General features: G+C 72.5%; 21 protein-coding genes and 1 tRNA gene. 11 read left to right on the forward strand and 11 right to left on the reverse strand.

Translation table 11 applies throughout. The features are described 5' to 3' along the window. Window positions 1-190: 190 nt before the first annotated feature. Entirely contained in the window at window positions 191-1,504 is a 1,314-nt protein-coding gene (locus AAT21_RS00830) for a hypothetical protein (protein WP_046775491.1), read from the reverse strand. 250 nt (window positions 1,505-1,754) lie between these two features. Here AAT21_RS00830 and AAT21_RS00835 point away from each other — a divergent pair, with 250 nt between their 5' ends. Both AAT21_RS00835 and AAT21_RS00840 read left to right on the forward strand, forming a co-directional pair. Next, the gene (locus AAT21_RS00835) at window positions 1,755-2,159 is read left to right on the forward strand and encodes a hypothetical protein (protein WP_046775492.1); all 405 of its coding nucleotides are present in this window, start codon (window positions 1,755-1,757) and stop codon (window positions 2,157-2,159) included. A gap of 35 nt (window positions 2,160-2,194) precedes the next feature. After that, window positions 2,195-3,073 carry a spermidine synthase gene (locus tag AAT21_RS00840; RefSeq protein ID WP_046775493.1) on the forward strand — a complete coding sequence of 293 codons (879 nt, stop codon included), beginning with the start codon at window positions 2,195-2,197 and terminating at the stop codon, window positions 3,071-3,073. A gap of 181 nt (window positions 3,074-3,254) precedes the next feature. Here AAT21_RS00840 and AAT21_RS00845 read toward each other — a convergent pair whose 3' ends face one another. Continuing rightward, window positions 3,255-3,773 (reverse strand): hypothetical protein, encoded by a 519-nt coding sequence (locus tag AAT21_RS00845; RefSeq protein WP_235438638.1) that lies wholly within the window; start codon window positions 3,771-3,773, stop codon window positions 3,255-3,257. A 103-nt stretch (window positions 3,774-3,876) separates the two neighbouring features. Here AAT21_RS00845 and AAT21_RS00850 point away from each other — a divergent pair, with 103 nt between their 5' ends. The 5 genes from AAT21_RS00850 (at window position 3,877) to AAT21_RS00865 (ending at window position 7,600) form a co-directional block, all read left to right on the forward strand. Further along, entirely contained in the window at window positions 3,877-4,566 is a 690-nt protein-coding gene (locus AAT21_RS00850; protein WP_030655573.1) for a response regulator transcription factor, read from the forward strand. Window positions 4,567-4,591: 25 nt separating this feature from the next. Continuing rightward, complete coding sequence (locus AAT21_RS00855) at window positions 4,592-5,998, forward strand: sensor histidine kinase (protein WP_046774797.1); 1,407 nt, start codon at window positions 4,592-4,594, stop codon at window positions 5,996-5,998. Window positions 5,999-6,050: 52 nt separating this feature from the next. Beyond that, window positions 6,051-6,215 (forward strand): DUF5993 family protein, encoded by a 165-nt coding sequence (locus AAT21_RS37865; RefSeq protein WP_167350552.1) that lies wholly within the window; start codon window positions 6,051-6,053, stop codon window positions 6,213-6,215. A 2-nt stretch (window positions 6,216-6,217) separates the two neighbouring features. Further along, a complete protein-coding gene (locus AAT21_RS00860) occupies window positions 6,218-6,868 on the forward strand; it encodes a disulfide bond formation protein B (protein WP_046774798.1) in 651 nt (216 codons plus the stop codon). Between the two features lie 69 nt (window positions 6,869-6,937). Continuing rightward, window positions 6,938-7,600 carry an NADPH-dependent F420 reductase gene (locus tag AAT21_RS00865; RefSeq protein WP_046774799.1) on the forward strand — a complete coding sequence of 221 codons (663 nt, stop codon included), beginning with the start codon at window positions 6,938-6,940 and terminating at the stop codon, window positions 7,598-7,600. Window positions 7,601-7,880: 280 nt separating this feature from the next. On the opposite strand, the gene AAT21_RS00870 is transcribed toward AAT21_RS00865, so the two are convergent. Then, entirely contained in the window at window positions 7,881-8,381 is a 501-nt protein-coding gene (locus AAT21_RS00870) for a MarR family winged helix-turn-helix transcriptional regulator (RefSeq protein ID WP_046774800.1), read from the reverse strand. A 114-nt stretch (window positions 8,382-8,495) separates the two neighbouring features. Here AAT21_RS00870 and AAT21_RS00875 point away from each other — a divergent pair, with 114 nt between their 5' ends. Beyond that, complete coding sequence (locus AAT21_RS00875) at window positions 8,496-9,326, forward strand: NAD(P)H-binding protein (protein ID WP_046774801.1); 831 nt, start codon at window positions 8,496-8,498, stop codon at window positions 9,324-9,326. Window positions 9,327-9,371: 45 nt separating this feature from the next. On the opposite strand, the gene AAT21_RS00880 is transcribed toward AAT21_RS00875, so the two are convergent. Genes AAT21_RS00880 through AAT21_RS00895 form a run of 4 tightly spaced genes read right to left on the reverse strand, consistent with a single transcriptional unit; the run spans window position 9,372 to window position 13,930 of the window. Further along, window positions 9,372-10,757, reverse strand: a complete 1,386-nt coding sequence (locus tag AAT21_RS00880) for a GH1 family beta-glucosidase (protein ID WP_046774802.1) — start codon at window positions 10,755-10,757, stop codon at window positions 9,372-9,374. Beyond that, on the reverse strand, window positions 10,754-11,578 hold the full coding sequence (locus AAT21_RS00885) for a carbohydrate ABC transporter permease (RefSeq protein WP_079025375.1): 825 nt from the start codon (window positions 11,576-11,578) through the stop codon (window positions 10,754-10,756). Before AAT21_RS00885 ends, AAT21_RS00880 begins: the two co-directional genes overlap by 4 nt. Beyond that, on the reverse strand, window positions 11,575-12,570 hold the full coding sequence (locus AAT21_RS00890; protein ID WP_107081171.1) for a carbohydrate ABC transporter permease: 996 nt from the start codon (window positions 12,568-12,570) through the stop codon (window positions 11,575-11,577). The genes AAT21_RS00885 and AAT21_RS00890 overlap by 4 nt, the downstream gene beginning before the upstream one ends. A 7-nt stretch (window positions 12,571-12,577) precedes the next feature. Then, window positions 12,578-13,930 carry an ABC transporter substrate-binding protein gene (locus tag AAT21_RS00895; RefSeq protein ID WP_046774804.1) on the reverse strand — a complete coding sequence of 451 codons (1,353 nt, stop codon included), beginning with the start codon at window positions 13,928-13,930 and terminating at the stop codon, window positions 12,578-12,580. Window positions 13,931-14,036: 106 nt separating this feature from the next. Here AAT21_RS00895 and AAT21_RS00900 point away from each other — a divergent pair, with 106 nt between their 5' ends. Further along, window positions 14,037-15,083, forward strand: a complete 1,047-nt coding sequence (locus AAT21_RS00900; protein ID WP_046774805.1) for a LacI family DNA-binding transcriptional regulator — start codon at window positions 14,037-14,039, stop codon at window positions 15,081-15,083. A 124-nt stretch (window positions 15,084-15,207) separates the two neighbouring features. Here the strand turns inward: AAT21_RS00900 and AAT21_RS00905 are convergent. The 4 genes from AAT21_RS00905 to AAT21_RS00920 all read right to left on the reverse strand — a co-directional run bounded on the left by AAT21_RS00905 (window position 15,208) and on the right by AAT21_RS00920 (window position 18,070). Then, a tRNA-His gene (locus tag AAT21_RS00905) sits at window positions 15,208-15,280 on the reverse strand. Window positions 15,281-15,387: 107 nt separating this feature from the next. Beyond that, window positions 15,388-15,990 carry an oligoribonuclease gene (gene orn, locus AAT21_RS00910; protein WP_046774806.1) on the reverse strand — a complete coding sequence of 201 codons (603 nt, stop codon included), beginning with the start codon at window positions 15,988-15,990 and terminating at the stop codon, window positions 15,388-15,390. A 105-nt stretch (window positions 15,991-16,095) separates the two neighbouring features. Next, on the reverse strand, window positions 16,096-17,268 hold the full coding sequence (locus AAT21_RS00915) for a helix-turn-helix domain-containing protein (protein ID WP_031145357.1): 1,173 nt from the start codon (window positions 17,266-17,268) through the stop codon (window positions 16,096-16,098). Window positions 17,269-17,644: 376 nt separating this feature from the next. After that, on the reverse strand, window positions 17,645-18,070 hold the full coding sequence (locus AAT21_RS00920) for a hypothetical protein (RefSeq protein WP_327152707.1): 426 nt from the start codon (window positions 18,068-18,070) through the stop codon (window positions 17,645-17,647). Between the two features lie 322 nt (window positions 18,071-18,392). On the opposite strand from AAT21_RS00920, the gene AAT21_RS00925 reads away from it, so the two are divergent. Together AAT21_RS00925 and AAT21_RS00930 are read left to right on the forward strand one after the other, a co-directional pair. Next, window positions 18,393-18,926 (forward strand): universal stress protein, encoded by a 534-nt coding sequence (locus tag AAT21_RS00925; protein WP_046774807.1) that lies wholly within the window; start codon window positions 18,393-18,395, stop codon window positions 18,924-18,926. Between the two features lie 98 nt (window positions 18,927-19,024). Next, window positions 19,025-19,594: an acetate uptake transporter gene (locus AAT21_RS00930; protein WP_046774808.1), complete on the forward strand. Its 570-nt coding sequence runs from the start codon at window positions 19,025-19,027 to the stop codon at window positions 19,592-19,594. Window positions 19,595-19,597 lie beyond the last annotated feature (3 nt).

Raw genomic sequence — 19,597 nt, forward strand, 5'->3', positions numbered from 1 at the left:
ACCGCCCCACCCCCTCGCACCACCGCCCAGCAGGAACGATCGCCACCCCGGCGGGAGCCGAACCCTGCACTCCCGGCCGGCAAAATCAGCCTCGCCGGCGTTTGAGGCGCGGGGTCTGGGGCGGAGCCCCAGCACACCCCCGGCGGGAGCCGAGCCGCGCAGCGAACCGGCAACTCCGGCCGGGCCGAGGCTAAGTGGCGGCGTGGCGGGTCAGGAACGTGCTCACCCGGGGCGACCGCTGGTGGGGGACAAGGGTCGCGGCCGTCTCCGCGAGCATCGACCGGACCCGCGTCGACTGAACCTCGGCCAGCAGGTCCAGCACCCGCCCACCCGCCCACGCCGCCTCGTCGGGCGCATCGGCCCGCGCCAGGTCACCGGCCAGCTCGGCGGTGTAGAGCGCCACGTTCCGCGCGAAGTGCGGGTCCTGGAGGTCGGCCGCCCGCCGTGCGTGCCGCGCGGCCCGGGCGTGCTCGCCGAGCGCCGACCAGCACCGCGCCTCCAGCGACTCCAGCTCGGCCTCACCGAAGAAGGACATCCACTCGGGGTCGGCCTCCGCGGGTCCCCGCGAGAACTCCCGGTGGGCCCGCGCCAGCGATTCCTCGCAGGCCTTGCGGTCGTCGAGCCCCGCCCACCCGCCGGCCTCCCGCAGCGCGAGCAGCGACAGCAGCCGCGGCGAGCCGAGGGAGGCGGCGGCGCGCCGGCCCGCCTGGGCCGCCCGTACGGCCTCGCGTGCGCGGCCGGTGTCCCGGGCCAGGAAGGACATGTTGCTGAAGGCATGGGCCTCCAGGCCGGCGTCCCGTGCCACCCGGGCCGTGGCCAACGCCTCCGCGTAGTGCGAGCGGGCGTCGTCGAAACGGCCGGAGTCGTGGGCCAGCCAGCCGACGGAGACGGCCAGTTCGCCGGCGCCCGAGTGCAGCCTGTCCTCGGTGGACTGCCGCGTCGCCCCGGCGTCGAGCAGGGCGTAGGCGGTGCGCAGGGGTTCGGAGGCCCTGCGGTAGAGGGCGTCCGCCCCGTGCCGGTCGTCGAGCAGCCGGATCCGGCGTACGGCGTCCTCGACGGCGGCTGCCTCGGACTCGCCGGCGCGCGCGGGCAGACGGCGGGTGTCGCCGAGCAGGGTGAGGCTGAGCGTCGCGGCCGCCACGGTCGCGGAGCCGCCCGCCATGAACGCGCGACGCAGCACGTCGCTCTCCTTGGCACTGGAAGGGGAACAGGGGACCGGGTGCGAGCCGCGCTGCGCCGAGCGGCCGCGGACGGCCTCGCGGGGGGAGAAGCCCAGGTCGGCCAGGGTGCGGCCGGGGAACATGTGGAGGAAGACCCGCTCGTAGGCGTAGTTGGGGCAGCGGATCTCGCCGGACTCGACCCGGCCGATGTAGCGCGCGTCGCAGGAAACCGTTTCTCCGATCTCCTTCGCCGACCTGCGTACCAGGGCCGCGAATTCGGCGGGGGAGAGCTGCCCGCGCAGCCGCCTGAACGTGGAGTTGGGTGAGTGGGGGAACGCCGCCATGGACGTGACCTCTCTGGCGAGGAGCGCAGCGCCGGTGCGGGGGATGGTGCGGTAGGGCCCGGCGCGCATGAACGTACCCCCAGCGACGGGGCGTTCACGCGATGTTTAGCTACAAAACGGATATCTCACCCGCGATCCGCCATGAACTGCCATCCTTTGCGGCGTCTTGGTGCCGCACCCGTTGACGTTCCTGTGCGTTGAACCCATGCGGAGACGGATCGAGGAGGGGTTCCCTGTGGTGGAGGCCGGCATGGAGAGCACTGGAACGAGCACCGCGCCCGAGGCCGGTGTCGCGGCCCCGGATCTGGACCTGGTGACCGTGCCCGCGCGGCAGGGCCTGGAGGCGGTGGACATCATCCGCCGGGCGGCCGGCCGGTCCGGCCCGGTGGGGCCCGTCCTGCACGACGGATCGGGTGGCACCCTCGGCTTCCTCGTACCGCCCGGCACCGCCGACGCCTGGGACCTCCCGGGCAGCGCGTGTACACAGACCAACGGGCGGGGGATGCGCTTCGGCGACGCCGTCTCGCCGACCGCGGGCGCCACGGGCTGGCTGCTCCCGCCGGAGGCCGTCGGGCCGGTCACCGATCCCGAGGTGCTGCGTGCGGCGCTCGGCGAGGCGGCCCGGCTGATCGAGGCCGCGGACAACTGCCGCTGACCGTTCCCCGGCCGGCCGCCCCGCACAATGGGGTGGTGGCAGGCAAGGACAGGAACAAGGGCAGGCAGCGCGGCCGGGGCGGCGCGGAGGCGGTCGTCGGGCAGGTGGGCGGCGGCCTGGCGGAGCTGGAGCCGGACCGGGAGCGCCCGGGCGCCTGGACCCTGTTGATCGACGGTGCCCCGCAGTCGCATGTGGACCTGGGCGATCCCGCGTACCTGGACTTCGCGTACCAGCGGCGGATCGGTCACCTCATCGATCTCGCCGCGCCGGCCCGCCGGCCGCTGAACGTGGTGCACCTGGGCGGCGGCGCCTTCACCCTCGCCCGCTACACCGCGGCGTCCCGCCCCCGTTCCGCCCAGCAGGTCGTGGAGATCGACGCCGCCCTGGTGGCCTTCGTACGGGAGCACCTGCCGCTGGATCCGCAGGCGCGGGTCCGGGTGCGGGCGGCCGACGCGCGGGCCGGTCTGGCGAAGGTGCCGGACGGCTGGGCGGACCTGGTGATCGCGGACGTGTTCAGCGGGGCGCGCACTCCGGCGCACCTGACGAGCACGGAGTTCCTGGACGACGTACGCCGGGCCCTGGCGCCCACCGGGTGGTACGTCGCGAACCTCGCGGACGGGCCGCCGCTGACCCATCTGCGCGGCCAGATCGCGACGGCGGCGTCCCGGTTCACGGAGCTGGCGCTGGCCGCCGACCCGGTGGTGTGGCGAGGGAAACGTTTCGGCAATGCGGTACTGGTGGCCGCCGACCACGAGCTGCCCGTCGCGGAGTTCACCCGCCGGGTCGCGAGCGACCCGCATCCGGGCCGCGTCGAGCACGGCCGGGCGCTGGCCGACTTCGCGGGCGGCGCGACCCCGGTCGCCGACGCCTCCGCGGTGGCCTCGCCCCAGCCGCCACCGTCGGTGTTCCGGTAGGCGCGGCCGCGGCCGGCGGGCCGGATCACCCCTGCCCGGCAGGGCTCCGCAGTCCCTGCGCCACCTCCGCGAAGGCGCGCCCGATCCCGCTCCGGTACGAGGCCGTGGACCACACCCGGGAGGGCCGGGACCCGCCTCGGACCCGCCTGGGAGCCGCCCCGGGCCCGCCTCGGCGGTCGCCTCAGGGGTCGACGATCTCCACCATCGGCGGGTGGTCGTGCCAGGTGCAGAACACCGACACCTCGCGCCCGTCCCGGGTGAAGGTGACCCGGATCCAGAAGTCCTGCTTCCACACCTGCATCCGCCAGCCCGCCGCCGGTGTCGCCGTGACCAGCTCGGCCGAGGAGGCGCCGAGGGAGAAGACGACCCGGCCGCCGGAGACCGGATAGGCCTGCACCTTCCCCGAGTCCTGGCCGTCCGGCTGCTGCGGCCCGCGCGGGGAGGCCGCAGGAGTCTGCGACGGCTTGCCGGCGGAGGCGTCCGGGGCCGGCGACGTGGTCGGGCCGGGCGACGGGGAGGCCGAGGCGGACGGGGACTGCGACGGCGAGCCCGAGGGCTGCGCGCTCCGGGTCGAGGAGGAGAGCGGCTGGCCGGCCAGGGGCACCGCGAGCGGCCGGTCGTAGGCCGTGCCCGACATGACGGTGTGGACGCCCCACCAGCACAGCGTCACCGCCGCCCCGGTCGCGAGCATCCACGCCATGGCATGCACAAGTCCTCTTCGCATCAAGGCACATACTGCACCACGCGCCACAAGAGTGGCCCGACACCCCGTTCAGTCGCCCGGATGGACTACGGTGCCGCCCATGGCAAGTGTGCTCGTGGTCGAGGACGACCAGTTCGTACGTTCCGCCCTCATCCGGCACCTGACGGAGGCCTCGCACACCGTGCGGAGCGTCGGAACGGCCCTGGAGGCACTGCGCGAGGTCGCGCACCACCGCTTCGACGTGGTCATCCTCGACCTCGGCCTGCCCGACCTGGACGGGTCGGAGGCGCTCAAGATGCTGCGCGGCATCACCGACGTGCCGGTGATCATCGCCACCGCGCGCGATGACGAGGCCGAGATCGTCCGGCTGCTCAACGACGGCGCCGACGACTACCTGACCAAACCTTTCTCCGTCGAACACCTCTCCGCCCGGATGGCCGCCGTCCTGCGCCGCGCCCGGGCCGCCGCCGGAGCCGAACCGCCCTCGCGCGTCCTGCGCGTCGGCGGCCTCGCCATCGACCCGCTGCGCCGCCAGGCCGAACTCGACGGGGCGGTACTGGACCTCACCCGCCGGGAGTTCGACCTGCTGGCCTTCCTCGCCGGGCGCCCCGGAGTCGTCGTGGCCCGGCGCGAACTGCTCGCCGAGGTCTGGCAGCAGTCGTACGGCGACGACCAGACCATCGACGTCCACCTGTCCTGGCTGCGCCGCAAACTCGGCGAGACCGCAGCCCGGCCGCGGTACCTGCACACCCTGCGCGGTGTCGGCGTGAAGCTGGAGCCACCGCAGTGAGCGCCGTGACCGCAGTGATGCAGCGATGAGATGGGCCCTGGTCAAGGTGTGCCTCGCGGTCACGGCCATGGTGGTCGTGGCCTTCGCCGTACCGCTCGGGCTCGTCGTCCAGGAGATGGCCAGCGACCGCGCCTTCTCCAACGCCGAACGGCAGGCCGCCACCATCGGGCCGACGCTGTCGATCACCACCGACCCGGGGCAGCTGAGCAAGGCCGTGGAGTCCACACAGATGGGCGCCGCGCAGCGGATGGCCGTCCACGTGCCCGCGGTCGGCGGCGGCGCGCCGGTGAGCATCGGGGAGGGCCGGGCCGGGGAACGCGCCGTCGCGGAGACCCGCCGGATGGGGCGCGCCACCACGGCCTCGCTGACGGGCGGCGGCTCGGCGCTGCTCCAGCCGATCGCGCTGGGATCCGGCGACATCGCCGTGGTGGAGATCTTCGTACCGGAGAGCGAGGTCAGCAACGGCGTCGCGACCGCCTGGCTGGTGCTCGCGGGCGTCGGACTGGCCCTGATCGTCGGCTCGGTCGCGGTCGCCGACCGGCTCGGTGCCCGGCTGGTCCGGCCTGCCGAACGGCTCGCGGACGCCGCACACCAGCTGGGCGAGGGGCGGCTCGGGGCCCGCGTACCGGAGGCCGGGCCCAAGGAGCTGCGCTCGGCGGCCGTCGCGTTCAACTCCATGGCCGACCAGGTGGTCGAGCTCCTCGCCAACGAGCGGGAACTGGCCGCCGACCTGTCGCACCGGCTGCGCACCCCGCTGACCGTGCTCCGGCTCAACACCGCCTCCCTCGGCGACGGCCCCGCCGCCGAGCAGACCCGGGCGGCGGTGGAGCAGCTGGAACGCGAGGTCGACACCATCATCCGCACGGCCCGGGAACAGCGCCCGGCCGCAGGCATGGCCGGGGCGGGAGCGGGGGCGGGCTGCGACGCCTCCGAGGTGATCCGCGACCGGATGGACTTCTGGTCGGCGCTCGCGGAGGACGAAGGCCGCGAGGTACGGCTCGCGGGCGTGGACCGCACCGTACGGATCCCCGTGGCGCGGCCCGAACTCGCCGCGGCCCTCGACGCCATGCTCGGCAACGTCTTCCGGCACACCCCCGAGGGCACCCCCTTCGCGGTGGACGTCCACGACGCGGGCGACGCGGTGATCGTGCTCGTCTCGGACGCCGGCCCCGGCATCTCCGACCCGGACGCGGCTCTGCGCCGCGGCAACGACGGCGGCCGGGACGGGTCCACGGGGCTCGGCCTGGACATCGTGCGCCGGGTCGCGGAGTCGACGGGCGGCGACGTCCGGCTGGGGCGCTCGGTGCTCGGCGGCACCGAGGTCCGCGTGTGGATCTGCCTGGACGGGCGGAGCGCGGGCGGCCCGGGCGCGGGGCGGCCGGGCCGCGGCCGACGCGGCAACCGACGTAACCGGGGGCGCGCCACGCCGTGAGCGGGGGCGCGCCTAGCAGGCAGGATGACCTCGTCTCGGTACGGTCCGCGGCATGGACACCCTCATCTTCGGCGGGCTCCTCGCCACGCTGATCGCCATGTACCGGGAGACGTCCCGGATGGTCGTGCTCGGGGCGTGGTGGGTCATGCTCATCGCCGTCACCCTGCTGATGGCACACCACATCACCGGCGGCCTGGCCCTGACGCTGAGCTGGTGACCATGGCCACGATCGAGAGCCTCCTGCCGGAGAGCACGCCCGAGGCCGCGCAGCCGGGCAAGGTCCAGTACTGGTTCGCGTGCCTCTTCACCGTCGGCTGGGCGGGCGTGGCGTCCGGCGGCCTCCTCCAGCAGTTCGCGCGGGGGGAGCACCCGTGCCCGCTGTGCGTCGTGCAGCGGATGTTCATGCTGCTGGCGGCGCTGGGCGCGGCGTACATCATCCGTACGGCGCTGCTGCGCGGCTCGGTGACGGGCCGCCACTACATGACGGGCTGGGGTCTGGTGCTGGTCGCGGCGACCGGGGGCTCCTTCGCGGCCTGGCGGCAGACGACGCTGCACATCCTGCCGGGTGCCAAGGGGTACGGGGGCGAGGTGTTCGGCCTGCACCTGTACGTGTGGGCGCTGATCCTCTTCCAGGTCTCGGTGGTCGTCGTCGGAATCCTTCTGGCCTGCTCGCACGCGACGGCGGACCGCGGGGTACCGGCGACCGGGCCGGGGCCGCTGCGGGCGGCGGGGCTGTTCGCGCTGTGGTTCCTGGGCCTGGTCATCGCCGTGAGCATGGTGGCGGTCTTCCTGGACGAGGGCTTCCACTGGTTCCTGCCGGACGCCCCGGACAAGTACCGCTTCTTCCATGACGCAGGGATCCTGGACTGAGGCACGACGAGGCGGGCCGGCCGACCTGCCCGGCCCGCGCCCCTTCGCACCGACCGTAAGGAAGCACGGATGCGCTACGCAGTCCTCGGCACCGGGATCGTCGGCCGTACGGTGGCCGCCCGGCTCGAGTCCCTGGGCCACCGGGTCGTCATCGGGACCCGGGACCCCGGCGCCACCCTGGGCCGGCCCGATTACGCGGACTGGCAGGAGGTCCACCCGGGTGTGTCCCTGGCGGGCTTCGCCGAGGCGGCCCGGGACGGCGAGGTCCTGGTCAACGCCACCGGCGGGCAGTTCAGCATCGCCGCGCTGACGGAGGCGGACGCCGCACACCTGGACGGCAAGGTCCTGATCGACATCGCGAACCCGCTGGACTTCTCGGCCGGCTTCCCGCCGGGCCTGGATCCGGTGGACGACGACAGCCTGGGCGAGCTGATCCAGCGGACGTTCCCGGGGCTGCGCGTGGTCAAGACGCTGAACACGATGAACTGCCAGATCATGGTCGACCCGGCGCGGGTCGCCGGCGCGCACCACGTCTTCGTCTCGGGCGAGGACGCGGAAGCGAAGAAGCTGGTGCGCGAGCTGCTGCACTCCTTCGGCTGGCCGCCGGAGAGCGTCCTCGACCTCGGCGGCATCGAGACGGCCCGGGGCACGGAGATGCTGCTCCCGCTCTGGCTCCGGCTGATGAGCGCCCTCGGACACACGGACTTCAACGTCCACATCCAGGGCGCCTGAACCCCGGCCCGGTCGGGCGCGCACATGGTGCCGCGCCCGCCTTCGGCTCGGCGTACCGAGCTGCACGGACGTCTCCTATGCCTGACCGGGCTTGTCAGGGCACGGTTCGATCACGTCGAGGGCGAGCCTTGGCCCGAGCCGGACGGGGCGTCGAGCCGCTTCCTGCCGCGTACGGACGGGGTGGAGGCCAGGGCGAGGGCGGTGGAGGCGGTGGCCGCGGTGCAGGAAACGGCGAAGACGGCCCGGTGGCCTGGGCGGCGGCCAGAGGGCCCGCGGTGGGTCAGCCGGGCTCGCCCGAGGTCAGCCGCTCGGCCTGGGCCCGCCCCACCTCGGCGGCGCGGTGCAGGTAGTCGGCGATGACGGCGAGTTCGGAGTCGGAGTAGCTCTCCAGTACCGCACCGAAGGCGCGGCCCGGGGTCTCCCATGCCGCACCGATGCGCTCGCGGGCCTCGGGAGAGAGGGAGACGAGGGAGCGGCGGCGGTCGTTGGGGTCGGTCTGCCGCGCGACGATGCCCGCTTTGACCAGCCGGTCGACGAGGCGGGTGGCCGAGCCGGAGGTCAGGCCGGTGAGGCGGGCGATGTCGCCGGTGCTGACGGGGCCGGACTCCATGTCCAGGAGTGCGACGCACTGCATGTCGGTGGGGTGCAGGCCGACCGAGTCGGCCATGGCCTGGTTGAAGAGGGAGTAGTCGGCGTAGTGCCGCTGGCTCTCGGTGACGATGCGCGCGAGGAGTTCGGCGCGGCTCCACTCATCACCCGTACGGGGGGAATCGGTTGACATCGGATTCTCCGTGCTCCAAATTTATCTGTGTGGCGCAGAGGATGTGTAGTGCAGAATCTGTGTCGCGTATTCATCCTAGCGTCAGTTCACACCATTCAAGAATGAGGACCAGTCATGTCCATTCTCGTGACCGGCGGTCGTGGCGCCGTCGCCCGCGGTCTCGCCGGCCTCCTTGAGGCCCGCGGTATCCCGTACCGCCTCGGCTCCCGTGAGCGGGGCACCCCCGATGCCGTCCACTGCGACCTCGGCGATCCGGCGACGCTTCCCGGCGCCCTCGCCGGCATCCGCTCCGTGTTCCTCTATGCGGAGGCGTCCGGCATCGAGGCCTTCACGAAGGAGGCCGTGGCCGCCGGAGTGGAGCACGTCGTGCTCCTGTCCTCCTCCTCCTCCTCGGTGCTCGCCCCGGACGCCGCCGACAACCCGCTGTCGGCCTCGCACCTCGTGGTCGAGCAGGCTCTGTCGGCCTCCCCGCTGCGCACCACCCTGCTGCGGCCGGGGTCCTTCGCGGGCAACGCCCGGAGCTGGGCCCGGCCGCTGAGGTCGGGCCGTCCGGTCCGCCTGCCCTACCCCGGCGCCTACTGCGACCCCGTGCACGAGACCGACCTCGCCGAGGCGGCCCTCGCCGTCCTCACCGAGCCGGCCCTGGCCGGCCGCGCGTACACGCTGACCGGCCCGCAGGCGCTGACCTTCGCGGCCCAGCTCTCGATACTGGGCGATGTCCTCGGCCGGTCCATACCCTTCGAGGCCGTCTCGGCCCAGGAGTGGAAGGCCGAGGCCGAGGCCGACGGCCACGTCCCCGGCCCCTACGCCGACGCGCTCCTGGAGTACTGGGCGTCCACCGACGGTCTCCCGGTCGAGATCACGGGCGCCGTCGAGCGGCTCACCGGCCACCCGGCCCGCACCTTCCGGACCTGGGCCGAGGAGCACGCCGACGTCTTCGCGTGAGCTCCCCGGCGGGCCGGCTGCATGACCCTTCTCCATGACCGCCTTCTACATGACCCCCTTCCGGGCCAGGCGGGCGTACCAGTGGGCGCTGGAACGCGGCGTGCGGACCTGGGTGTCGTAGTCGACGTGCACGATGCCGAAACGCTTGCTGTACCCGTAGGACCACTCGAAGTTGTCCAGCAGCGACCAGAGGAAGTAGCCCCCCACCGGGGCGCCGTCCGCCAGCGCGCGGTGGATGGTGGCGAGGTGGGCCTGCAGGTAGGCGATCCGCTGCGGGTCGTGCAGGTCCGGGGCGTAGGCCGCGCCGTTCTCGGTGACCATCAGCGGCAGGCCGGGCGCCTCGCGGGTGAAGCGCATCAGCAGGTCGTACAGGCCGGTGGGGTCGATCGACCAGCCCATGTCGGTCTGTTCCCCGGGGGGCTGGTGGAAGGCCACCGTGTCCGCGGCGGGCCACGGGGAGTGGGACGCGGCGCCGTGTCCGTCGGCGCGCGGGCCGTTCCCGTCCGGGGCCGCCGACACCACCGCCGGCGTGTAGTAGTTGACGCCGAGGAAGTCCAGCGGCTGGCGGATCAGCGCCTCGTCGCCGGTGCGGACGAACGACCAGTCCGTCAGGGACGCGGTGTCCGCGAGCAGGTCCTGCGGGTAGGCGCCGTTCAGCAGCGGCCCGGTGAAGATCCGGTTGGCCAGCGCGTCGATACGGCGGGCGGCGTCCAGGTCGGCCGCCGAGCCGGTCAGCGGGCGTACCGCGCTGGGGTTGAGGGCGATGCCCGCCCGGGTCCTGGCCGGGAGGGCCGCCGCGGCCAGGCCGTGGGCCAGGTTCAGGTGGTGGGCCGCGCGCAGCGAGTCGGCGGGGGAGGTGCGGCCGGGGGCGTGCACGCCGGAGGCGTAGCCGAGGAAGGCGCTGCACCAGGGCTCGTTGAGGGTGGTCCAGAGCTCCACGCGGTCGGCGAGCACGTCCGCGACCTGCTGGGCGTACTGGGCGAAGGCGTAGGCGGTCTCCCGCTCGGGCCAGCCGCCGGCGTCCTCCAGCTCCTGCGGGAGGTCCCAGTGGTAGAGGGTCACGCAGGGCCGGATGCCTTGCGCGAGCAGCTCGTCGACGAGCTCGTCGTAGAAGCCGATCCCGCCGGCCAGGACACGCGGCCAGGACACCGAGAACCGGTAGGCTCCGAGCCCCAGTTCGGACATGAGGCCGACGTCCTCGCGCCACAGCCGGTGGTGGTCGACCGCGACGTCGCCGGTGTGGCCGCCGTACACCCTGCCCGGGGTGCGGCAGAAGGTGTCCCAGATGGACGGCCCGCGCAGGGCGGCCGCGCCCTCGATCTGGAAGGCCGCCGTGGCCGTGCCCCACAGGAACCCGTCGGGGAAGCGGAGTTCCCCGCTTGGATCCGTCGCGTTCGACGGGTGAGTCGTGTGCGTCGGGGTGTCAGTCATCCCTTTACCGCTCCCTGCATGATGCCGCCGACGATCTGGCGGCCGAAGACGAGAAACACCAGCAGCAGCGGGAGCGTGCCCAGGAGCGCACCCGCCATGATCACCGACTGGTCGGGGATGTATCCCCGGCCCAGTCCGGTCAGGGCCACCTGGACCGTCGGGCTGCCGTTCTGGGTCAGCGCGACGATCGGCCAGAAGAAGTCGTTCCAGGACATGACGAAGGTCAGCATCCCCAGCACAGCCATCGCCGGCCGGGCCGCCGGGAAGACCACGTGCCACATGACCCGCAGGGAGCTCGCCCCGTCCGTGCGGGCGGCCTCCACCAGTTCCGTCGGCAGCGCGTGCACCAGGTACTGGCGCATGAAGAACACCCCGAAGGCGCACACCAGGGAGGGCAGGACCACCGCCTGGAGCCGGTCGGTCCACGACAGCTTCGCGATCAGCATGTACAGCGGCACCACGCTCAGCTGCGGCGGGATCAGCATCGTCCCCACCACCAGGGCCATCAGCATCCGGCGCCCGCGGAAGCGCAGTTTGGCGAAGGCGAAGCCCGCCAGGGTGGAGAAGAGGACCGTCCCGACGGTGACGGTGCCCGCCACGATCACCGTGTTCAGCAGGGCCGTGCCCATGTTGGCGTCGGTCCAGGCGATTTGAAGGTTGCGTCCCAGGTTCCCCCCGAACCAGAACGGCGGCGGGGTCTGGGCCAGGCGGGTATTGGTACGGGAGGCCGCGATCGCCGTCCACACCAGAGGGAAGAGCGACCCGGCCGTGAAGAGGCCGAGCGCCAGATAGGTGAGCCGGCCCGCGCGCAGTGATCTCATCGCGCATTCCCCCGTCCGCGCAGCAGCCGCGCCGCCCCGGCGATCAGCAGCAGGATCAGGAACATCGCCCAGGCGATCGCCGAGGCCCGCCCAAGGTGCAGGTTCACCCAGCCCTGCTCGTACAGGTACAGCCCGAGCGTCTGGAACTGGTGGTCCGAGCCGCCAGTGGCGCCCGCCCCGCCGTTGAACAGCAGCGGTTCACCGAACAGCTGGGTCGCCCCGATCGTCGACACCACGCACGTGAAGAGGATCGTCGGCCGCAGCGAGGGCACCGTGACGTGGAGGAACTGCTGCCAGCGCGAGGCCCCGTCCAGCGCGGCCGACTCGTACAGCTCGCCCGGTATGGCCTGCATGGCCGCCAGGTAGATCAGCGCGTTGTAGCCGGTCCACCGCCAGATCACGATGGTGGAGACCGCAAACTGGGAGGCGAAGGTGCCGTTCTGCCAGTCCACCGCCCCGAGGCCGACCGCCGAGAGCGCCCAGTTGATCATCCCGTAGTCCCGGCCGAAGAGCAGCACGAAGACGAGCGTGGCCGCCGCCACCGAGGTGGCGTACGGGGTGAGCACGGCGACCCGGAAGAACGCCGAGCCCCGCAGCCGGTAGTTGAGCAGGTGGGCCACGCCCAGCGCGATCGCCAGCTGCGGGACCGTCGAGAGCAGCCCGATGGTGACGGTGTTGCGCAGCGCGTTCCAGAAGAACTCGTCGTCCCACAGCCGGGTGAAGTTCCGCAGGCCCACCCACGTCATGCTGTCCGGATCGGTCAGCTCCACCTGGTGCAGCGCCGCCCATCCCGTGTAGAGCAGCGGGAACAGCCCGAAGGCGGCGAAGAACAGGAAGAAGGGGGCCACGAAGGCGTACGGGCTCCAGCGCAGGTCCCAGCGGTAGCGGCGCGAGCGCCACACCTGGCCCCGCCGGCCGCGGCCGCCCCCCTCCGCCGCCGGCCGCTCGGGGGCGGCGGCGGAGGGGGACAGGAGAGCCGTCTCGTCCGTCACCGGCGCCTCACTGGTCCAGGGCGTTGTCGATGGCCTTCACCGCGGCCTCCCAGCCCTCCTGCGGGCTCCGGCCCTTCTGGTCGACCTGGAGCATCCCGATGTCCGACAGGTTCTGGGAGATCACCAGGTCCTTCGGGCCGACCGCGGCCACCGGCACCCCCTGGGCCGCCTTGGAGAAGATCTCCCCGATCGGCGCCCCGCCGAAGTACTCGTGCTTCGCCCCCGACACCGTCGGCAGCTTGTAGGCGGCGCTCGCGCTCGGGAAGCTGCCCCGCTTCTCGAAGAGCTTCGCCTGCTGCTCCGGAGCCGTCAGCCAGGCCGCCAGCTTCGCCGCCTCCTCGGCGCGCTTGCCCGCCTTCGGGACCACCAGGAAGGAGCCGCCCCAGTTGCTGGGCTTCGGAGCCTGGGCCACGTCCCACTTGTCCTTGCCCGACGGACCCGCCTTGTCCTGGATGTAGCCGAGCATCCAGGCCGGGCAGGAGACCGTCGCGAAGGCGCCGTTGGCGAAGCCCTGGTCCCAGCCCGGGGTGAACTGCTGCAGCTTGGCGCTGAGCCCCTCGGTGGCGAAGGACGCGGCCAGGTCGAAGGCCCCGCGCACCGCCGGATTGGTCTTGTAGACGACCTTGCCCTGCTCGTCGTAGAACCGCTGCGCGCTGCTGCCCGTGACCGCCGCCATGACACCGGACGCCGAGTCCACGAAGGCCTTGCCGTCGCCGGCCTTCGCCTTGTAGGTCTTGCCCGTCTCCAGGTACTTGTTCCAGTCGCCCGCCCACAGCGCGCCGACGGCCTCCCGGTCGGTCGGCAGCCCGGCCGCCTCGAACAGGTCCTTGCGGTAGCAGATGCCCTGCGGGCCGATGTCGGTGCCGAGGCCCACCGTGGCCCCGCCCTTCGCGGCGGGCGCCGTGCCCTGGGCCCACTTCCACGGCAGGTACGCGGCCTTGTCCACGCCCGCCACCTTGCCCAGGTCCACCAGCTTGTCGGCCTGGGTCGCGGTGATCTCGGCGATGTTGTTGACCTCGACGGCCTGGATGTCGGCGAGCCCGCTGCCCGTCCCCAGGTGCGTGAGGAGCTGGGGGTAGTAGTTCTCGTTCCGCTCGATGGATGTCTGCTCGATGCGGATCGAGGGGTTCTTCGCCATGTACTCGTCGTAGAGCCCGGCCTCCTGGAGGCCGAAGGCTCCGAAGACGCCCACGGTCAGGGTGGTCCGGCCCTTTCCGTCGGCCGAGGAGGAACCCGGCTCCGGGGCCGCGTCGGGGTCCTGCGCGCACCCTCCGAGCAGCAGCGCGGCGGCGCCCACCGTGGCGACCGCCGTGGCGAGGGTTCTTCGGGCTCGTGCTCGGGCCGGGGACTGGGCTCGCATGGGTTCCTCCCTGAAGGGGTGGGCGACAACGTGGGGGTGTCGTGTGACACAGTGTGGGAGCGCTCCCACAGTAGTCAAGGGGTAGATTCACAACCGGGAGGAAGCCATGAACGGGCACGGGCGCAGTGGGGGACGGCCGACGCTGGAAGAGGTGGCGGCGCGCGCCGGAGTCGGACGCGGCACGGTGTCCCGGGTGATCAACGGGTCCTCCAAGGTCAGCGAGCAGACCAAGGCCGCGGTCGAGGCGGCCGTGACCGAGCTGGGGTACGTACCCAACCGCGCGGCGCGCGCCCTCGCGGCCAACCGCAACGACGCCATCGCGCTCGTGATCCCGGAGCCCGAGGCCCGGTTCTTCGCCGAGCCGTACTTCTCCGAAGTGGTCCGCGGGGTCGGGGCCGCCCTCGCGGAGACCGACATCCAGCTCGTCCTCACCCTGGCCGGCAGCGACCGCGAGCGCCGCCGCCTCGCGCACTACCTGTCCGGGCACCGGGTCGACGGCGTGCTGCTGGTCTCCGTCCATGCCGGGGACCCGCTCCCGGAACTGCTGGTCGAGCTCGGCATCCCGACCGTGATCAGCGGCCGCCGGTCCGCCGCCGAGACGCTGCCCTGTGTGGACTCCGACAACCTGGAGGGCGCCGCCGAGGCAGTACGTCACCTGCTCGACCGGGGCCGCCGGACGATCGCCACGATCACCGGCCCGCTGGACGTGTACGGAGCCCGCTGCCGGCTCGACGGCTACCGGCAGGCCCTGGCCGCCGCGGGCCGCCCCGTGGACGAGCGGCTCGTCGCGGTCGCCGACTTCACCGAGGAGGGCGGCCGCCGGGCCATGCGCGAGCTGCTGGAGCGCAGCCCCGCGCTCGACGCGGTCTTCGCCTCCTCGGACGTCATGGCGGCGGGCGCCCGGCTGGAGCTGCGCGCGGCCGGCCGCCGGATCCCGCACGACGTGGCGCTGGTCGGCTTCGACGACTCGGTGGTGGCCCGGCACATGGACCCGCCGCTGACCAGCGTCCGCCAGCCCATCGAGGAGATGGGCCGGACCATGGCGAGGATGCTGCTGGAGCGCGTCTCGGGAGGGCGGGGGAGCGCCACCGGCACGGGCGGCGGGCCCTCGGTGGTCCTGCAGAACAGACTGGTGGTCCGGGAGTCGTCCTGACCGCCCCGGAGCCCCCGAAAGCGCGGAGCCCCCGAAAGCGCGGGGCCACCCTGCGCGGGACCACCCTGTGCGGGGACACGCAGAAGGCCCCGGTCCGCTTCCGCGTACCGGGGCCTTCCCGCAGGGTGAGTGACGGGACTTGAACCCGCGGCCACCTGGACCACAACCAGGTGCTCTACCAACTGAGCTACACCCACCATGTCCGGTCGGAGAACCGACCGGCCGAAGAAAAGGGTACAGGGTTCAGGAGGGTGCTCGCTCCACCCTTTTCCCGCACCCCCTCCGGAGGGGTCGGGCAGGACGCCTACGCGCCCGGCGCCGTGTGCTTGGCCGCGATGCTGCGGGCCGTGTCCGAGTCGGGTCCGGGCTGCGGCACGAAGACGGCCTCCCGGTAGTAGCGCAGCTCGGTGATGGAGTCCTTGATGTCGGCCAGCGCCCGGTGGTTGCCGTTCTTCGGGGGGCTGTTGAAGTACGCCCGCGGGTACCAGCGGCGCGCCAGCTCCTTGACCGAGGACACGTCCACGATCCGGTAGTGCAGGTAGCTCTCCAGCGCGGCCATGTCGCGCAGCAGGAAGCCGCGGTCGGTGCCGACCGAGTTCCCGCAGAGCGGTGCCTTGCGCGGCTCCTTCACGTGCTCCCGTACGTACGCCAGGACCTGCGCCTCGGCGTCCGCGAGGGTGGTTCCGCCGGCCAGCTCGTCCAGCAGGCCGGAGGCGGTGTGCATCTCGCGGACCACGTCGGGCATGGTCTCCAGGGCACGGTCCGGCGGGCGGATCACGATGTCCACGCCCTCGCCGAGCACGTTGAGTTCCGAGTCGGTGACCAGCGCGGCCACCTCGATAAGTGCGTCGTCCGTCAACGAGAGCCCGGTCATCTCGCAGTCGATCCACACCATGCGATCGTTCATGTGTCCCACCTTATGCGGTCCCCCGCGGAGCCGACCGCATATGCGGAAGGTCCCCCATCGGGGGTGACCGATGGAGGACCTTCGCTGTCGTACCCGTTGTGAGGGTTACGCGTGTTCCCGCAGGACCCGGTTCGGGGCGTACAGCTCCGTCACCGTGGGGCCCGCCGCGGCCAGGGCCGCCGCCGCCCGGTGGGGCTGCGGAGTGCGCTGGTGCGGCACCGGTCCCGTGGAGATCTCCGCCACCTGTGCCACGTCGGCCTGCGGCCGGCGTGCCCGGTAGGCCGAGCGGTAGGCGGCCGGGGAGGACCCCAGCTGCCGCCGGAAGTGACCGCGCAGGGCGACCGGCGAGCGGAACCCGCAGCGTCCGGCGACCTCGTCGACCGAGTAGTCGGAGGTCTCCAGCAGCCGCTGGGCCTGGAGCACCCGCTGCGTGATCAGCCACTGGAGCGGCGCGCTGCCGGTGAGCGAGCGGAACCGCCGGTCGAAGGTGCGCCTGCTCATGTAGGCGCGGGCGGCCAGCGTCTCCACGTCGAACTGCTCGTGGAGGTGTTCCAGGGCCCAGGCGACGACCTCGGCCAGCGGGTCGGCGCCGATCTCCTCCGGCAGCGACCGGTCGAGGTAGCGCTCCTGGCCGCCGGTGCGGCGCGGCGGCACGACGAGCCTGCGGGCCAGGGCCCCGGCCGCCTCGCTGCCGTGGTCGGTGCGCACGATGTGCAGGCAGAGGTCGATTCCGGCAGCCGTGCCCGCAGACGTGAGCACGTCGCCGTCGTCGACGAACAGTTCGCGCGGATCGACGTGGACGGACGGGTAGCGCTTGGCCAGCGTCGGCGCGTACATCCAGTGCGTCGTCGCGGGCCGGCCGTCCAGCAGACCGGCGGCCGCGAGCACGAACGCCCCGGTGCACAGTCCGACGATCCGGGCCCCCTCCTCGTGCGCCAGACGCAGTGCGTCGAGCGCCTCCGGAGGCGGCGGTGAAGTGATGGAACGCCAGGCGGGCACGACGACCGTGCCTGCCCGGGCGATCGCCTCCAACCCGTACGGCGCGGTCAGTTCGAGTCCGCCGGTGGTCCTGAGCGGACCGTCCTCACCGGCGCACACGAGCAGTCGGTAGCGTGGAACTCCCGCGTCCTGCCGGTCAATGCCGAACACGGATAGTGGAATGGAGCTCTCGAAGATCGGTCCGCCGCTGAAGAGCAGCACCGCGACGATCTCCCTGCGGCGACGCCCCGCGAGCTTCCGGCCGGCGTCCGCGACGACGGCGGTGGAATCCTGGCTCATGGCGCTAAGCCCCCCTTGGGTGTCGCGACTCCTTGGTCTGGTCGCACCTGCACGTTTCCCCTCGGCCTTGCACGTGGATCCCCCGCCGTAAATACATGATCGAATCTACTGCGTCCCGTGGTGTCGGCGTGACAAGTTCAGCACGCAGCGCTATGTCGACTTCTCAACTTGGCGAAAAGCATTCGATCAGGAAGGGTTCCACTCCGCTACCCGGGTGGGAAGCGCCCAACGCGGCTGTGGCCAGTACCCATAGGGCCAAAACGCCCCCCGGCGAGTGTCGTCGCTGGTGGTGAGGGGGTCGGGGGGACATTCCGGCAAGGGGGGCGCCCTGCCGGGAAGTTGGCTGAAAACGTGCGGGTGTGGGTGTGCGAATGAGTCAGTCGCGCGGGGATGCGGAGTCGGAGGTGCGGCAGCCCCGGCGGCCCGCGGGGCCGCCGCGCGGGCGCCGGCGGTGGTGCGCCGAGGCGAGCCGCTCCTGCGCCGGGGTCCGGGCCGCGACCCGCTCCGAGTGCCGCAGCAGGACCAGGCAGGCGGCCGTCACGACGAACAGGCCGAGGGTGGCGACCGCCGCCCCGCCGAAGGACGTTCCGTAGACGACGAGGACCACCGGGACGAGCAGGCAGCTGAAGGCGGCCCAGCGCACGACATCACCCGCGGGGTCGTCGTGCGCGCGTCCGGAGGACCGCACGGACGGGTGAAGCGGCTGCCGCGGCGAGGCGGTGAAGTGCGGGCTCGGGTCGGGGAAGTGGACGGACCGGGCCGGCTGGGCCGGCTGGTCGGGGTGAACCGGATGGCCGGGCACGGCGTACTCCCTGCGGGCTCTTCCTGAACGGTCGGACGCATGTCCAACGCCGCCCGGCGGGGCTCGGTCACTGCGCGCACGGGTGGCAACTCCCCGTCTCGTCACTGGCTGTAGGGGACAGCGGCCATTGCCAAGGCGCCCGCGCTCCGGCATGCTCCCTGGGACGCTCTCCAAGTGCGGCAAGCCCTGGGCAGGACAGGAGTGTCGCCGTACCCTGGTGGGTATGGGCTTGGGAAGATGCTTCCCGGACAGAGCTCCGTCACACTGCGTCGCCGATTTCGCCCCTGTTGCTTCCTCCAAGGACCTCTTCGCCGAGACACCCATGGCCGGTCACGAATTCCCCGAACCCGCGGACCGCAAGCGCAAACGGCTCGCCGACCCCGCATCGGCCGCCGAGCTGCGCGCGGTGGAACAGACACACTCCCCCTGCGACCCGGCCTTCCGGCACGGCGTCGTTGTGGGATTCGACGGATCGACGTCCAGTGAGCGCGCGCTCGCGTACGCGATCGGTATGGCCCGCCGCTCCGGATCGGGTCTGATCATCGTCCATGTCGCCAACCGGCTTCCCACCACCGTGTGGGCCGGCTGCGAGCCGCCCGTCTTCGTGGACGTGCCCGACCACCGCACCGAGGTGCTCGGACTGGAGCTGGCCTGCGCCGACTATCTGGCCGAAGTGCCTTGGATCCTGGTCGAGCGCGGCGGTGACATCTGCCATGAGCTGGAGGAGGTCGGCCGGGAGTATTCGGCCGACGCCATCGTGGTGGGCTCCACGCACGGGATCGTCGGCCGGATCTTCGGCTCGGTGGCCGGGCGGCTCGCCAAGCGCGCACAGCGACCGGTTGTTGTCATTCCGTGACCGGGTGTTAAGCCGATTGTGCGGTTGTGCCCTCGTGTAAAGGGTAGATAAATGCTGCTGGGACGCAGCAAACAACTGCAGATCGAAGGGAGCCCGCCGTGGACAATGGTGTCTCTGCGGGAAGCACGGCCTCGACTTCGACCCTCGGGAACATCGCCCTGGGTCTCACCCTTCTCGCATTCGGTATCGGCCACACCGGTGTCATCGACGGCGTGTCCGCTGCCGGCTCCGTGTCGCTCGCGATGTACGTCGGCGGCGCCGCCCTCTTCCTCCTGGGTCTCCTGGAGTACCGAGGCGGCAACGGATTCAACGGCACCGCGTTCGCGGGCCTCGGCGTCTTCTGGTTCACGTGGGCCAAGGGCGCGGGCGGCTCTGCCTCGGACGAGGCCGCCGGAACGTTTCTTGTTCTTTTCGCGATGCTCGCGCTGACCCTCACGGTCGCCGCCGCGAGCGGTCTGTTCAGCCAGGGCGTCTACGCCCTCCTGACCCTCTCCCTCCTCCTGCTGGCCGTCGCCTCCTTCGTGGACAACGGCGCGCTGGCCAAGGCGGGCGGCTGGGTCGCCGCCGTCTCCGGACTGCTGGCCTGGTACGGGGCCACCGCGGCCCTGGCGCACTGGCCGATGGCCTTCGGCCGGGCGGGGCGCAGCGGCGCGGTCGCCGCGGGCTGAGCG

Origin of the sequence: Streptomyces yangpuensis (assembly GCF_001005295.1) — a bacterium.
GTDB lineage: Bacteria > Actinomycetota > Actinomycetes > Streptomycetales > Streptomycetaceae > Streptomyces > Streptomyces yangpuensis.

Bases quoted from the DNA above. Each gene is read 5' to 3' on its own strand.
- AAT21_RS37865 (WP_167350552.1), top strand. From the start codon at position 6,051: ATGGACACCCTCATCTTCGGCGGGCTCCTCGCCACGCTGATCGCCATG.
- AAT21_RS00850 (WP_030655573.1), top strand. From the start codon at position 3,877: ATGGCAAGTGTGCTCGTGGTCGAGGACGACCAGTTCGTACGTTCCGCC.
- AAT21_RS00875 (WP_046774801.1), top strand. From the start codon at position 8,496: ATGTCCATTCTCGTGACCGGCGGTCGTGGCGCCGTCGCCCGCGGTCTC.
- AAT21_RS00895 (WP_046774804.1), bottom strand. From the start codon at position 13,930: ATGCGAGCCCAGTCCCCGGCCCGAGCACGAGCCCGAAGAACCCTCGCC.
- orn (WP_046774806.1), bottom strand. From the start codon at position 15,990: ATGAACGATCGCATGGTGTGGATCGACTGCGAGATGACCGGGCTCTCG.
- AAT21_RS00860 (WP_046774798.1), top strand. From the start codon at position 6,218: ATGGCCACGATCGAGAGCCTCCTGCCGGAGAGCACGCCCGAGGCCGCG.
- AAT21_RS00925 (WP_046774807.1), top strand. From the start codon at position 18,393: ATGGCCGGTCACGAATTCCCCGAACCCGCGGACCGCAAGCGCAAACGG.
- AAT21_RS00900 (WP_046774805.1), top strand. From the start codon at position 14,037: ATGAACGGGCACGGGCGCAGTGGGGGACGGCCGACGCTGGAAGAGGTG.
- AAT21_RS00885 (WP_079025375.1), bottom strand. From the start codon at position 11,578: ATGAGATCACTGCGCGCGGGCCGGCTCACCTATCTGGCGCTCGGCCTC.
- AAT21_RS00845 (WP_235438638.1), bottom strand. From the start codon at position 3,773: ATGGCGTGGATGCTCGCGACCGGGGCGGCGGTGACGCTGTGCTGGTGG.
- AAT21_RS00915 (WP_031145357.1), bottom strand. From the start codon at position 17,268: ATGAGCCAGGATTCCACCGCCGTCGTCGCGGACGCCGGCCGGAAGCTC.
- AAT21_RS00835 (WP_046775492.1), top strand. From the start codon at position 1,755: ATGGAGAGCACTGGAACGAGCACCGCGCCCGAGGCCGGTGTCGCGGCC.
- AAT21_RS00830 (WP_046775491.1), bottom strand. From the start codon at position 1,504: ATGGCGGCGTTCCCCCACTCACCCAACTCCACGTTCAGGCGGCTGCGC.
- AAT21_RS00870 (WP_046774800.1), bottom strand. From the start codon at position 8,381: ATGTCAACCGATTCCCCCCGTACGGGTGATGAGTGGAGCCGCGCCGAA.
- AAT21_RS00865 (WP_046774799.1), top strand. From the start codon at position 6,938: ATGCGCTACGCAGTCCTCGGCACCGGGATCGTCGGCCGTACGGTGGCC.
- AAT21_RS00855 (WP_046774797.1), top strand. From the start codon at position 4,592: ATGAGATGGGCCCTGGTCAAGGTGTGCCTCGCGGTCACGGCCATGGTG.
- AAT21_RS00880 (WP_046774802.1), bottom strand. From the start codon at position 10,757: ATGACTGACACCCCGACGCACACGACTCACCCGTCGAACGCGACGGAT.